We start from the raw sequence: 14974 nt of genomic DNA, 5'->3' as shown, positions 1-14974 counted from the left end.
TTGATTATCAATGGTGACGTGTTGCTTTTCTGGCTTATCAAACTTGTTAATCCAGTTGTGCAAACTTTTGGGAGTAACGCCTAATCTCTCTGCCACATCGGCGATCTGGTGACCACGTTCTGTAACTTGTTTAACGGCTTCGATTTTAAATTCGTCGGGATATCGCTTTCCGCGCATGTAACACCTCATATTTTTGGTTCATTATAACTCTATGAAGTGTCTACTGTTCTAGGGGCTTACCAAGGCTGGTGCATTAAGCTTTGCGCTGAAAACTCTGAAGCGACAAGTAAAACATATATAGATGGAAAAGAAACCCCACAATTCCCCATCCATATAATAGAGAAATCAGTTGCAAGTATAAAAAACAGAATAGCTTGATAAACCAACTTCACAAAAAAACCAGCCCTGAGGCTGGTTTTTTTTATGTGATTCTTAAGCCAACGGCTTAATCAATCATTACCCTTGTGGGCGCATCGCAGGGAATAGGATCACGTCACGAATTGTGTGAGTGTTGGTGAACAACATCACTAGACGATCGATACCGATACCTTGACCAGCGGTTGGTGGCAGACCATGCTCTAGTGCAGTGATGTAGTCAGCATCGTAGAACATGGCTTCATCATCACCGGCATCTTTAGCATCAACTTGCGCTTTAAAGCGGTTGTCTTGATCTTCAGCATCGTTAAGCTCAGAGAAACCATTAGCCACTTCGCGGCCACCGATGAAGAACTCAAAGCGGTCGGTAATGAAGTGGTTTTCATCGTTACGACGTGCTAATGGTGAGATATCTGCTGGGTAACCCGTAATGAAGGTAGGTTGCATTAGCTTAGGCTCAGCGGTTTCACCAAAAATCTCTTCCAGTAGCTGACCGCAAGTCCAGAACTTCTCGATGGTCATCCCAATGCTTTTAGCAAGGTTGCGCATGAATTCAACGTCTTTAACTTCTTCGTAAGTCATAGACTGAATTGTTTCGTTGTCTGGATTGTACTTCTTAATCGCATCTAGCATGCTCATACGGGCGTATGGGCCACCAAAATCAACCGTGTGCTCGCCATATGGTAACTGTGGAGAACCACAAAGTTCGGTTGCAATTGAACTTAGCATCTCTTCAGTCAGATCCATTAGATCGTTGTAATCTGCATACGCCATATAGAATTCCATCATAGTGAATTCTGGGTTATGACGAGGTGATAAGCCTTCGTTACGGAAGTTACGGTTAACTTCAAATACGCGCTCAAAGCCACCGACAACCAAACGCTTAAGATAAAGCTCGGGTGCGATACGCAGATACATTTCGATATCTAGCGCATTGTGGTGAGTAATGAATGGGCGAGCTGAAGCACCACCAGGGATGCTGTGCATCATTGGGGTTTCCACCTCCATGAACTCTTTTTTCACCATGAAGTTACGAATAGCGGTAACCACTTTAGAGCGCATAACAAAAGCTTCGCGCGAATCTTCGTTAACGATGAGGTCAACATAACGCTGACGGTAACGCGTCTCTTGATCTGACAGACCGTGGAATTTCTCTGGTAATGGACGCAACGCTTTAGTCAGCAGTTGGTAGTCTTCCATGTTGACATATAAGTCACCTTTACCTGAAAGGTGAAGTTGACCGGTTACGCCAATGATGTCGCCAATATCAAGACCTTGGTATGTCGCTTTTAGGTCTTTCTGCACATCTTTACCAGCATAAGCTTGGATGCGACCAGAGACATCTTGAATCACTAAGAATGGACCACGCTTAGCCATAACACGACCAGCGATTGAACGCTGGATGCCCATGCCTTCAAGCTCTTCTTTTGAGAAGTGGCCATATTCTTTCTGAATGTCCGCTGCCTTGTGTTTTCGATCGAAGTTATTTGGGTGACCGTTAGCTGGGCAGTTCGCACGAATGTGCTCTAACTTAGCACGGCGTTCTGCAATTAACTTGTTCTCATCTTGTGTTTGTTCAGTCATCTTCTTCTCTCGTTAAAGGCCAGATTTCAGGCTAGCTTCAATAAACTTGTCCAGATCGCCATCAAGGACGCTCTGGGTATTCCGGCTTTCTACGCCGGTACGTAAATCTTTAATACGGGCATCATCAAGTACGTAAGAACGAATTTGGCTACCCCAGCCAATATCAGACTTAGCGTCTTCTGCTGCTTGCTTATCTGCATTTTGTTTGAGCATTTCTAGCTCATACAGTTTTGCTTTTAATTGCTTCATCGCCGCATCACGGTTTTTATGCTGTGAGCGGTCATTTTGACACTGCACAACCGTATTGGTCGGTAAATGGGTAATACGGATTGCCGATTCTGTTTTGTTGACGTGCTGACCACCCGCCCCTGAAGCGCGATAAGTATCGACGCGCAAATCGGCAGGGTTGATATCAATCTCAATCGAGTCATCAATTTCTGGGTAGACAAAAACCGAGCAAAAAGAGGTATGGCGTTTACCCGACGAATCAAATGGCGACTTACGAACTAAGCGGTGTACCCCGGTTTCGGTACGCAGTGAACCAAAGGCATACTCACCGGTAAATTTAACGGTCGCACCTTTAATCCCCGCCACATCACCGGCGGTCACCTCAATAAGTTCAGGCTTGTAGTCGTGGGCTTCACCCCAACGCAAGAACATACGCAATACCATATTGGCCCAATCTTGAGCCTCTGTACCGCCTGAACCCGATTGAATATCAAGATAACAATCTGACGCATCATGTGGGCCTGAGAACATACGACGAAATTCGAGTTCTTCAAGACGTTTCTCTAAATCTGCCAATTCACTATTAGCATCATTAAATGTCTCTTCGTCGTTTTCTTCTATCGCTAACTCTAACAAGCCTACAATATCTTCTAGGCCGCTATCCATGTCATTGATGGTTTTCACCACGGCCTCAAGCGATGCTCGCTCTTTGCCTAACGCTTGGGCATTGTCAGGGTTGTTCCACACTTCCGCACTTTCTAGCTCTCGGCTAACTTCTTCTAGACGCTCACTTTTAGCATCGTAGTCAAAGATACCCCCGAAGAAGTTGGGTGCGATCAGCCAGCTCCTTGATTTTAAATTTAACCGGATTTACTTCAAACATGACTCTAATCTACTTTTGGTTACGTTAGGCAAAATTACAAACCGCGTATTTTACCCCAATCGAGCCTGCACGCCTAGAGAAGATGAACACTAATTGAGCCCCTAAGATATGCTCTATAGCCAGCATGGTCTAAAACCTCGCCGTTAGGCCTATTAACTAGGCTAACAAAGATTTTTAAAGCGCTTGCTTTCACAAATCTTCTTGCTGCTGTCTATACTTTTTTGATGAACGATAAAACACCAACATGCTGCTATCACGAAGATGAAGGGTTTTCATGCCATGAGCCGGCTGAGCCATCTGGCTTATGCTATTGGCACGACCCTAAAATAGTTAAAGACCATCCCGACGACGCTGCCCGCCTTGAAGCCTATGCCCGCCAAGGGGGAATGCTGCGGGGGATTGCATTAAAAAATGCCAAGCTTGCAGGCATAGACTTAGTGCGCCACCATCAAAAAACCGGCTTTGATATGAGCCATGCAGAGCTGTACCGTGCCGATCTACAAGGTGCGCACTTATTTAACCTCAACCTCCAAAACGCCAGCTTGATGAAAGCAGATTTGCGAGATTCCAATCTGCACTGTGCCAATCTTATCAACTGCAATCTGCTCGGAATAAAGTGGAATGGCGCTCGCATCGAAAATATCAATGTTGGTAAAGTTATCAAGCAAGAGCGCATGGCCAAAGAAGCCGAAAAAGTCGGTGAAGCTGAAATTGCCAAAGACTACTTTGAGCAAACAGAAGAGATTTACCGCGATCTACGCAAAGCCGCTGAACGAGAAGGGCTATTTGCCATGGGAGGCCACTTTTTACAAAAAGAGCTCACCATGCGCCGTCACTTAATGCCCAGATTTAGCAGCCAACGTTTCATCTCTAAAGCCATTGATTTGTTTTGTGGTTATGGTGAAGCCCCCATGCGGGTGATTGGCTTCTCTTTGGCATTGATTTTTATCTGTGCCATTTTGTATATGTTCACCGGGCTAAATTACAGCGATGAAGTGCATATTTTCAATTTAGACAACGGCCTAAAAGCCAATTTAGTATTGCTGTTTAACTGTATTTATTACTCCGTCGTCACCTTTACCACGTTGGGATATGGTGACTTTACTCCCATTGGACTATCTAGAGCCATTGCCGCCATTGAGGCCTTTACCGGCAGCTTTACCATTGCCCTGTATGTGGTGGTATTTGTAAAAAAAATGACCCGTTGACGACCACAACGTTAGCAACAGCCAATCAACCCTCACACTAAAAAACAACCACCAGCCGATAACAAGCCTGTGAATTTTGTGACTCCGACAGCAAATTTATCGATCCCTACCCGTCCACCGCACAGATGTACGCCCGCTTATGGTTATACTGCTAATCAATATCAAAAAGTGACCCGCTAATAATGTATTGACTCAATGTGATGGAATGCCGAGTAATCTCTTCAGGGTCCAACTAAGGGCAATTGCAATGATTACATTCACTCTTGATGGGCAAGCAGTAGATGCTGTACAAGGCGAGTCGATACTCACCTGTGCAAAACGTTTAGATTTCGAAATTCCCAACCTTTGTCATCATCAAGGTGAAAAGCAACAAGAGTGCGGCCTATGTGTGGTTGAGGTGCAATCAGCTGACGGCAACACTGCCGTGGTCAAAGCCTGCCAGACCCTAGTATGCAGCAATACCCGTGTCATTACTCAGTCGAGCCAGCTAACTGAGCTTAGGCAACAAGCACTTAATCACCTGTTAGACGATCACTTTGCAGACTGCGAAGCCCCTTGCCAGCAGGCTTGCCCAGCCGGTGTCGATGTACAAGCCTACTTGCACCACATTGCTCAAGGTAATCATCAGCAAGCGGTTAAAATAATTAAGCAAACCTTGCCATTACCCCAATCAATTGGTCGAGTATGTCCCGCCTTTTGTGAAGATGCCTGCCGACGCTCGGCGGTAGATTCCCCAGTGGCAATTAGGCAACTCAAGCGCCATGCCGCCGATCTCGATGCGGCAAAAAGCCCTTATATCCCCGAGCGAGCACCACTCACACACAAGAAAATTGCCATTATTGGTAGTGGTCCAGCGGGGATAAGTGCTGGCTTTTATTTAAGCAACAATGGCCATGATGTCAGTATATTTGAAGCCATGCCCCAAGCGGGAGGTTGGCTCAGGTATGGCATCCCTGAATATCGCCTGCCCAAAGCCATATTGGACCAAGAGATAGATATCCTTTGCCAAAATGGCTTGAGCATATTGCTCAATCAGCAGCTAGGACGCGATATCCACTTAGAGCAACTAATCAATGATTATGATGCGGTTTGCCTCGCAATTGGTGCCCAAAAAGCCGTACCGATGACCTACCCGGGTAGCGATTTGGCGGGCTGTTTTCTGGGTGTCGACTACCTTAAAGATCATTGCACTGAACAATCACTGCAGTTGGGACGTAAAGTGGCTGTCATTGGTGGCGGCAATACTGCAATTGATTGCGCCCGTACCGCCATTCGTCAAGGGGCGGCAGTGACACTGGTCTATCGCCGTACCCGTGAAGAGATGCCTGCAGAAGTGTACGAGATTGAAGAGGCAGAGTTCGAAGGTGTGGAGTTTTACTTCTTAACTAATCCGATTCAAAACCACGGCGACAGCAACGGACGGGTTAATGCAATTACGTTCGAAAAAATGGCACTTGGCGAAGCCGATAGCTCGGGACGGCGCCGCCCTGTCAGCACCGGAGAGACTTTCACTGAGTGCTTTGATACTGTCATTCCCGCTGTTTCGCAAACACCTGATATGACATTTCTTAACCACCCACAAAGCCAATTATCCACTGGCGAAGTGGCCCTCACCCGCTGGAATACTTTTCAAGGTTGCCAACACACCATGTCCGCTGGGGTTGAAAAGCTATTTGTTCTGGGTGACTCCCGCACAGGCCCAGCCACAGCGATTGCAGCTGTCGCCGATGGCAAGAAAGCGGCCGATGCCATCGAAAAACTGTTAAATGGCCAATTAAGTTGCCAGCTCAATCAGCAAGTGTTCAACTCAGTTAAGGCCGACAATGGGCAACTTTCTGCACAACATTTTGCTGATGTTACCCCGGTACCACGAGCCAAAGCCGTGGAGCTGAGCGCCAAAGCACGACAGCATAATTTCAACGAAGTGGAGCTGGGACTGAATAGCGATAGTGCAATCGCGGAGGCGCAACGCTGTTTAAGTTGCGGTTGCCAAGCTAATACCCAGTGTGGCTTGCGTGATTACGCCACTCAATATCAGGTCTCAGTTGATCCAGCCAAAAGCGCGGCCAGACAGTTTACCCAAGACAGTAGCAGTCCATTTATCGAGTTTGATGCTAACCGTTGTATAAGCTGTGGTGCGTGTGTAGAGGTTTGTCATCAACAAGCTGGGCACAAAGCAATTAGCTTTGAAGCCGATCATTTTCACGCATTGCCGCAGACCGACTCACAAAGTACTGCGACAAATGCGCCACAACGGCGTGCCCCGCGAGTCGGTTTTAGAGCCTCGATGGCCGACAGCCAATGTGTACAATGCGGCGGTTGTGTGCAGGTTTGTCCGACCGGTGCATTGAGTGACCAGCGCGCGCAACTTCAAGGCCAAACAACGCCGTTAAAAGTGACCTCAACAATTTGTACCTATTGCGGCGTGGGCTGTAGATTGAACCTGCACGTCGATGAAAACCTCAATAAAGTCATCCACGTCACGGGCGATGATGACTCACCGGTCAATCAAGGGATGTTATGTGTAAAAGGCCGGTTTGGATTTGATTTTATTAATGACCAGCAGCGCCTACAAACACCGTTAATTCGCAAACAAGGTCAACTAGTGGCAGCCAGTTGGGCAGAAGCGGTCCGTTACATCGCCACTAAGTTAAGCGAAATTAAACAAGCTCATGGTAGCGATGCCATTGCAGGCCTAGCCTCTGCAAAAGCCACCAACGAAGATAACTATCTATTCCAAAAGTTTTTCCGCAGCGTTATTGGCACCAACAACATTGATCACTGTGCTCGACTCTGCCATGCCTCTACCGTTACCGCGTTATATGATGTGCTAGGCAGTGGTGCAATGACCAATGATATTGCCAGTATCGACCATGCCGATCTGATTTTCATTATCGGATCAGACACCACCAATGCGCATCCGATCATCGCCTCTCGTATTAAACGAGCGCTAACCCAACACGGCGCCCGCTTGGTGGTGGCCGATCCTAAGCGGGTTGATATTGCCGACAGTGCTGAGCTTTATGTCGCGCAAAAGCCCGGTAGCGACGTGATGCTACTTAATGCTGTCATGCAGCAAATCATTATCAATGATTGGCATGATCTGGATTATCTAGCTGAGCGAGTAGAAGGCTATAGCGAACTATATGAAGAAGTCATGCAGCCGAACTACAATCTCGCTAACGCCGAGAAAGTGACCGGCATTGCCGCAGCTGACATTGCGAAGCTTGCCAAAATGATAGGAACAGCGCAGAAAACAGCGGTCTTTTACGCCATGGGGATCACTCAACACACCTCAGGCCATGACAATGTTACCGCTATCGCGAACTTACAACTACTGTGCGGTAATATTGGCATTGAAGGTGCTGGCATTAACCCGCTCAGGGGACAGAGCAATGTACAAGGTGCTTGCGATATGGGCGCGTTGCCAAACTATTTTAGCGGCTATCAGAAAATTGATGACCCACTAATCCAAATGCGCTTTCGCCGAGCTTGGAACAAAGAGGAGCTACCCCACAGCATTGGGCTAGCTGCCACTGAAATGATGCATGCACTTTACCATGGCGAGCTTAAAGCCCTGTACGTAATGGGTGAAAACCCCGTGCTTAGCGATCCTGATCAAGCTCATGTGTTACGTGGGCTGCAAAACGCTGAACTGTTGGTGGTGCAAGATATCTTTTTAACCGAAACGGCCCAGTTGGCAGACGTGGTGCTTCCGGCATTTAGCTTTGCCGAAAAGCGCGGGCACTTTACTAACACTGAACGACGCGTGCAGCAGCTGCAAGCGGCGGTTGAGCCGCCAAAGCAAGCCAAGGCGGATTGGCAAATTATCAACGACCTCGCAATGCAGATGGGCGCAGATTGGCATTACCAGAGTGAACAACAGATATGGCATGAAGTTACCGCAGTGACCCCACAGTACCGCGGTATCAGCTGGGCAAACATGGACCCCAACACCAGTAATGGCCGTATGGGGATCCAGTGGCCCTGTCCAGCGGATGGTCACCCAGGTACGCCGATTTTACATACCCGAAAATTCACCCGAGGCCTTGGGAAAATGCGCCCGGTTAGCTACCGACAAAGTGCCGAAACACCATGCCAAGAATACCCATTAACCTTATCGACGGGTCGCTTGCTGGCGCAGTTCCATACCGGAACCTTGAGCAGAAAAACCCAAGGCCTGAATGAAATTGCTACGCCTAAAGTGATGATCTCGGTGATTGATGCACAAAGCTTAGGGGTAAGTAATGGTGATATGCTCAAGCTGACCAGTCGACGCGGCAGTATTGAAATCCAAGCCTTTGTGACTAAACGTGCCCAAGTCGGCGTGCTATTTTTACCTTTCCATTTTGCCGAAGCTGCCGCTAACAAGCTCACCAATAACGCCTTGGATCCTGTTGCGAAAATTCCTGAGTTTAAGGTGTGCGCTGTTAAAGCTGAGAAGCTTACACAGGCGGTCAATCACAGCATGATTTAAGCTGCGCTGCTAAAAAGGGAGGCCTGTTAGGCACTCCCTTTATTTTACGCTCATTAAAAGCCGCGTCGCTATTGAGTTTTAAACTGACTCACCAATCGACCTAAATTCTCGCCTTCTTCAGCAAGGTTAGCGCTCACCTGCTCGCCGTTTTCACTGGCACTGAGCAATTCATTGACGATATCTTGGATAGCAAACACGTTGCGATTAATCTCCTCAGTCACCGAGCTTTGCTCAGTAGCAGCAGTGGCAATTTGGGTACTCATATCGTTAATAGAGGTCACCGCTGAGGTTACCGCACCTAAACTGTCTGATATGGCCCGTGATGAGGTCACCGATCGATTACAGCCTTGTTGACTCGATTCCATTGAACTCACCGCTAACGACACTAAATTATGCAGTTCATTAAGCATGTCACTAATTTCTAAGGTGCTACTTTGGGTGCGACTCGCTAAACTACGAACCTCATCAGCAACAACGGCAAATCCACGACCTTGCTCACCAGCACGGGCTGCCTCAATAGCCGCATTGAGCGCAAGTAAATTAGTCTGCTCGGCAATGCCACCAATCACAGTCAGTACGCTATTAATTTTTTGGGATTGCTCGCTTAAGGAGTGAATATGGCCCGCTGCGGCGTCGATTTCTGCCATCAGATTTGACACTTCACTCAATGAGCTATCAACACAGAGCTGCGCATTAGCCACATCATCAGTCGCGGCGCTGGTCGCCTCAGCAACTTGAGTGGTACTTTGCGCGACTTCACTGGCGGTTGCCGACATCTCCGTTATGGCAGTCACCACTTGGTCAGTCTCGTTATTATGGTTCACCAACTGCGCAGCAATATGTTGAGTTTGGCTCGAAATCGTATTAGCGCCTTGTTTCACCTCGCCAGTCACATTGGTAACTTCGACAATCAACCCCTGCAACTTCTCTACAAAGGTATTAAATGCTGCGCCAAGTTGCGCAATCTCATCTTTACCTTGTACCTTCAGTCGCTTAGTTAAATCGCCTTCACCTTTGGCTATCTCTTCAAGGTTGGTCAACATTGAGCGAATAGGGTTAACGATAGTCTGCGACAACATCAATACCGCCACAGCAGTGATAGTCAGCATCACCACCGCAATCAGCAAAATGGTTATCGCTTTATCAAACATATGCTCGGTAGCGATACGCCTAAAGTCAGTCACTTCGGCTTCAATATCATCAAGGTAGGCACCGGTACCAATCATCCAATTGGTACCAGGGATCATCGCGGCAAAGCTTAATTTCTCAATCAGCTCACTGGCCCCAGGCTTTTGATAGTGGTAGCTAAATACCCCATCGCCATGCCTAGCGGCATCAAGTAACCCGACGATAATCTTTTTACCATTGGGATCGGTTAGGTCTATCTTATTGCTGCCATCAATATCTGGGCTAAGGCCATGGAAAATACTCATGCCTTGCTCGTCATAAATGAAAAAATACCCTGCTGTACCAAAGCGTAAGTTACGCAGTGCCTTATTCACACTGCCCTGCTCACCTAAAGACAACTGGTATTCAACCACCTGCTTGCCAATTTCGACCTCTTCTGCAAGCTGGTGCTGGCGCTGTTGAAACAGTTTTTCTCTGAAAGACTGAATATCATCCTCTAAATAGCTCATCTCAATGTTATAGGCGATAACCATTAGCAAAGATAAACTCACTACCAGCGGCAGTAGCGCAAACATCAGTAGTTTGCTCTTCATTTTTAGATTCTTCATTGACCCCGATCTCCAGCACAAAAAAGCAATACATGCATATAATATAGCTGATTATCGCAAGAAGTTAGCTCAGGGTTGTATTTATGCTACCTAGCGCAACAAATACCTAAAAAATCATCAACCAACATATGACAGCAACATGCCGACCGATGCCGCCGCCAACACTAAAAGCAAAATGTTGGGTTTAAATTTTTGTAGCCAGATGAACCCGCCAATGACTAACACAACATCGAGCCAGTTTAACAATGCCGATGTCGCCACAGGGCTGTAGAAAGCCGCCACTAAGAAGCCAACTACACAGGCATTGATGGCGATCAAGGCGCCATTAATTCGAGGCTGCTGACTTAAACTACGCCAGCGATTAAGTATGCCCAACAGCAGTAATAACCCGGGTAAGAATATAGCTAAGGTAGCAACAAGCGCCCCAAGAAATGGTGAGCTTGGATTGAGCTCTGCGCCCAAAAATGCAGCCAAGGTGAACATAGGCCCGGGAACGGCTTGAGCCAGTGCATAGCCGGTTAAGAAGCGCTCAGCACTCATCGCTTCGCTGACACTCGATTCAAGTAATGGCAGCACCACGTGGCCGCCACCAAATACTAAGGTGCCAGCTTGATAGAAATCGGCAAATATTCGCCCAAGGCCGCTTCCGGTCAACAACAGTAACGAGCCCAGAACTAAAAGCACAAAGCTCGCCAACGCCATAATATTCAGACGACCTTTGGCCACCGGCTCTGCGCTAGGGGCTTGTTGTAACACCGTTGCGCCCACAAGCGCCGCCACCAGCAGCAGTACAATTTGTGTAATGCTACCGGTAAAACTCAATGACACCACTGTGGAGGCAAGCAAAATGATTTTACTTTGCCACGACAAACAAAACTGGCGATACATGGTCAAGATGGCATCAGCAACCACAATGACGGCTAACAACTTAAGGCCATGGATCAGCCCCACAAATAGCGATTGCTCTAGCCAGGCTTGGCTGGTAACCGCAATAAAATACAACAGTAAAAATGACGGTAAAGTAAAACCAACAAAAGCAGCGATTGCCCCGCCGATTCCGCCTCGGTGATAACCAATTGCAAACCCAACCTGACTCGAACCCGGACCTGGTAGAAACTGACTCAGCGCCACATAACTGCCATATTCTTCGGGTTTAACCCACTGCAGTTTATCGACAAATGTTTTTCGAAAATAACCAATATGAGCAGCTGGCCCACCAAAACTGACTAAGCCTAACAGCAAGAATTGAATGAATATATTCAGCAAAATTACCACCCTAATTAATGATGAGCCCAAAGAGTATGACAAAAAGATGACAAGTTGATGACAGCTTAGTTAGCCACTTTTTGCTATACAAAGCGCACGGCTATTGAGTCAAGATAAACAGTAATTCAACCCATGCAGGGTCGCTATTTCCTCTGGCTGCATATATATCCTTTGTTTATGCTGCAAGCTCTTAGTCACCAACGAACCACTTTACCCACCAGTTAGCGAGCTTAGACTAAATAGGCTAATTTCTGGACAGTCTAATGTGACGATGCCTATACTCATTTGGGCATAGTATCTGCAAGGCTGAAGCAATTTCTGAAGGGTCTACTTTGCTGTGTATAAAAATAAAAGGAATATAAAAACATAAGGATAATCTATATGAGGATATTGCTATTAGCGCTTGCAGTGATGTTTATGACGGCATGTGGTGGGGGAGGAGGTGACTCAAGTACACCTGCCAGTAATGACACTCCCGCGCCAACACCAGCTCCGACACCCACTCCAACCCCAACCTTAGAAGCTAGCATCCTACCTGGACCATTTTTGAATATTGATGATGAAGTGATTGCAGAACTTGAGATCATAGATATCAACAATGACGGCTTACAAGACGTACTGATGTCTGCGACTAATTACAGCAGCAACAATACGTTCAAGGTATTAGTCAATCAAGGTGAGAAAGTTTTCGTTGACCAAACCGCCAACCTGTTTCCAGCAGGCTCAAACCCCACCCAAAATAATTTGCCCTATTGGGTTTCACAATTTTACTTCGTCGACCTCAATAATGACGGTATGAAAGATCTCGTTGCCGGCGCATCTAACCCGCAAACAGGATCATTTGACCAAATTTTTATTCAACAAGCGGATGGCACCTTTGATGAGCTACCCACCTCGACTTTTGACCCCTTTGATTTCACCTATAACAATGGTGAATATGACCCAGGACACGGTCTAGACGGAATGCTACTACCTGTTGATGTTGACGGTGATGGTGATGTTGATTTGGTTAATCTCGATAATAGTCATAGCGTCCTATATGACAATGATCTGGCTACAACTGATACCATTTTTGAAGTGCGTGTTTACAGGAATGATTCACTGAACGGAGCAACAATATTTACCAAGAGTTCCGAGGCACGCTATCAAGACATCAATCCAGAGAAGGCCGCATTTGTAGACAACCCAGCGGTGGTTGATATTAACCACGATGGATTTGATGATATCGTTTATTTTGGACCTAAATGGAAAGGTAGCTTTGTTAATGAGGCTGTCGAGCTTAAGGTACTGCTGAGCAATGGCATGGGTAGTTTTACAAGCGGAGCAGCACAAGTTATCAGTGGTGAAATACCGACACTTATCCACGGAAACGCTCATAGTGTAGGTGACTTTAATAGCGACGGCTATGTTGATATTGTTGTTGGCGGTAGCGGCTATGATGCAGCGCCGTTCGATGGCGAACGTAATGTATTATTGTTATCTCAACCCGATGGCAAATATACCGATGCCAAACAGCAAGCCTCTGCATTTATTGACAACCCTATAATGACTCACTCATCAGCTGTTGGCGATTTGGACGGCGATGGCAGCCTTGATATTGTTTTTGCCGACATAGCCAAGGGAACTGTCGCAGACCACGTCAAACTGTTACTGAACGACGGTAACGCTAACTTTCAAATCCAAGCTGATGCCTTCCCAAACGGCGCCTCATACGGTGATGAAGCAGAAGGCAATGCATGGACATCTGTTCGCATTGCCGATATGGATAATGATGGCCGTGCCGATATTATTCTAGGCGCTCAGTTTACCACCACCAATTCAATTATTTACTGGAACGATGGCTCTGGGACGTTTAAATAATTTAAAATCCAACTAGAAGAAAAAGCCGAGTGACTTTTTGGTACTCGGCGCTATTTTATCATGCTATGAGCGGTGTAACCTATTAGGTGGTAACGCTTAAACTAATCATCACACAGTAAACTAAGCACCAACGCAGTCACATCATAACTAAGCGCTATTATATCGCGATAGCGTCAGCCACAACGGCCAGCAATCTAATTTGCCACTTTTTGCAGCAGGACTAGCACTTCAAAATGATCCGTGTGGGGGAACATATCAAATAGCTGCACTTTGCTTATCTGGTACCCTTCTAGCTTGGGTAAATCTTTAGCCAAGGTTTTTGGATTACAACTTGAATAGAGTATTGCAGCAGGTGCAAATTGACTCAATTGCTCACACAACTGCTCGCCAATACCGCGCCTTGGGGGATTAACAATCACCACATCAGGCGTATCTTGTGCATGACGGCCAGTGGCAAAGCCGGTGGAATCCAGTGCACTAAATTCAACTTGAGTTAAACCCAATGCCGCTGCCGACATTTTTGCGCACGCAATCGCTTCAGCCTCAATTTCAATCCCTGTCAGCGCCACCTCTTTGCTCGCACAATGCAAACCAAATCCACCTACACCACAAAATAGATCCCACAATGAATTAGGCTGCAATTGAGCAACCCAATCTCTTGCGGTTTGATAAAGCTTGGCAGCTACCTCGGGATTAGTCTGAAAAAAGCTTTTAGGTCGAATATACAGCGGCACCTCATTGAAGCACTCTTCCAGGCGAGTTTCATCGGTCAAAAATATTTCTTGCTCGCCCTCTAATATGGCCATATGTACCGGCTGGATGTTGATAGATACCACTTTTATTTGCGGATACTCGGCTAGCAGCTTAGGCAGTTCTCGCTCGATACGACTTTGACTATTATTACTATTTAGCACAAAGCGCAGCAGGTACTCACCGCGCACTTGGCTACGGGTGAGCAAAATAAACTTCAGCTCCCCCTTGGCTTTGTCAACGCGATACGGCGGTATACCTGCTTGGCGCACAAAATCGGTCAGCCGATATAGGAGTTGCTGCATGTCTTCAGGGTATAGCTGACAATCACACAGACTAACTGCCTCCCCTTGCGGACTGACAATCCCCAGCACCGGCTCGTGCGCGGCGCCTAGGACAACCATTTTAGCTTTGTTGCGAAAATGGCTTTGCGAACCATATACAGGTGCCAACCACTCGTTCACAGTTAAACCCTGCAACAACTGTTTTAATTGCTGATCTTTAGCCTGTAGCTGCACAGATTGCGGTTGGTTTATATGCCGACAGGAAAGGCATTGCTGAGTATTAAAGTGGTCGCAGTTCACGGGTTAACAGCTCTGAAATTAGA

At 46.9% G+C, this 14974-nt stretch carries 9 protein-coding genes; 3 read left to right on the top strand and 6 right to left on the bottom strand.

What is annotated here, in order from left to right:
- From L865_RS0104470 to prfB, 3 genes are all read right to left on the bottom strand, one after another.
- Positions 1–177 (bottom strand): transposase (locus L865_RS0104470; RefSeq protein WP_028772129.1); only part of this gene is annotated, 177 nt, incomplete at its 3' end.
- Positions 178–456: 279 nt separating this feature from the next.
- Positions 457–1959: a lysine--tRNA ligase gene (lysS, locus tag L865_RS0104465; protein WP_028772128.1), complete on the bottom strand. Its 1503-nt coding sequence runs from the start codon at positions 1957–1959 to the stop codon at positions 457–459.
- Between the two features lie 12 nt (positions 1960–1971).
- A protein-coding gene (prfB, locus tag L865_RS0104460; protein ID WP_211237689.1) for a peptide chain release factor 2 occupies positions 1972–3070 on the bottom strand; the annotation gives its coding sequence in 2 pieces (ribosomal slippage) (positions 1972–2994 and positions 2996–3070; 1098 coding nt in all).
- Positions 3071–3294: 224 nt separating this feature from the next.
- Here prfB and L865_RS0104455 point away from each other — a divergent pair.
- Both L865_RS0104455 and fdhF read left to right on the top strand, forming a co-directional pair.
- Positions 3295–4278 carry a pentapeptide repeat-containing protein gene (locus L865_RS0104455; protein ID WP_028772126.1) on the top strand — a complete coding sequence of 328 codons (984 nt, stop codon included), beginning with the start codon at positions 3295–3297 and terminating at the stop codon, positions 4276–4278.
- Positions 4279–4525: 247 nt separating this feature from the next.
- Entirely contained in the window at positions 4526–8755 is a 4230-nt protein-coding gene (fdhF, locus tag L865_RS0104450; RefSeq protein ID WP_028772125.1) for a formate dehydrogenase subunit alpha, read from the top strand.
- Positions 8756–8823: 68 nt separating this feature from the next.
- On the opposite strand, the gene L865_RS0104445 is transcribed toward fdhF, so the two are convergent.
- Positions 8824–10491, bottom strand: coding sequence for a methyl-accepting chemotaxis protein (locus L865_RS0104445; RefSeq protein ID WP_028772124.1), 1668 nt, complete (start codon positions 10489–10491; stop codon positions 8824–8826).
- Positions 10492–10608: 117 nt separating this feature from the next.
- Positions 10609–11757, bottom strand: coding sequence for a chromate efflux transporter (chrA, locus tag L865_RS0104440; RefSeq protein WP_028772123.1), 1149 nt, complete (start codon positions 11755–11757; stop codon positions 10609–10611).
- Positions 11758–12138: 381 nt separating this feature from the next.
- On the opposite strand from chrA, the gene L865_RS0104435 reads away from it, so the two are divergent.
- Entirely contained in the window at positions 12139–13617 is a 1479-nt protein-coding gene (locus L865_RS0104435; protein ID WP_028772122.1) for an FG-GAP repeat domain-containing protein, read from the top strand.
- Between the two features lie 194 nt (positions 13618–13811).
- Here the strand turns inward: L865_RS0104435 and rlmC are convergent, their stop codons facing one another.
- A complete protein-coding gene (gene rlmC / locus L865_RS0104430) occupies positions 13812–14951 on the bottom strand; it encodes a 23S rRNA (uracil(747)-C(5))-methyltransferase RlmC (RefSeq protein ID WP_028772121.1) in 1140 nt (379 codons plus the stop codon).
- Positions 14952–14974 lie beyond the last annotated feature (23 nt).

The sequence above is a fragment of the Shewanella waksmanii ATCC BAA-643 genome (genome assembly GCF_000518805.1).
Classification (GTDB): Bacteria; Pseudomonadota; Gammaproteobacteria; order Enterobacterales; family Shewanellaceae; genus Shewanella; species Shewanella waksmanii.
Note: the sequence above shows the minus strand (reverse complement) of the source record. Positions and strands in the feature narration are given on the sequence as shown.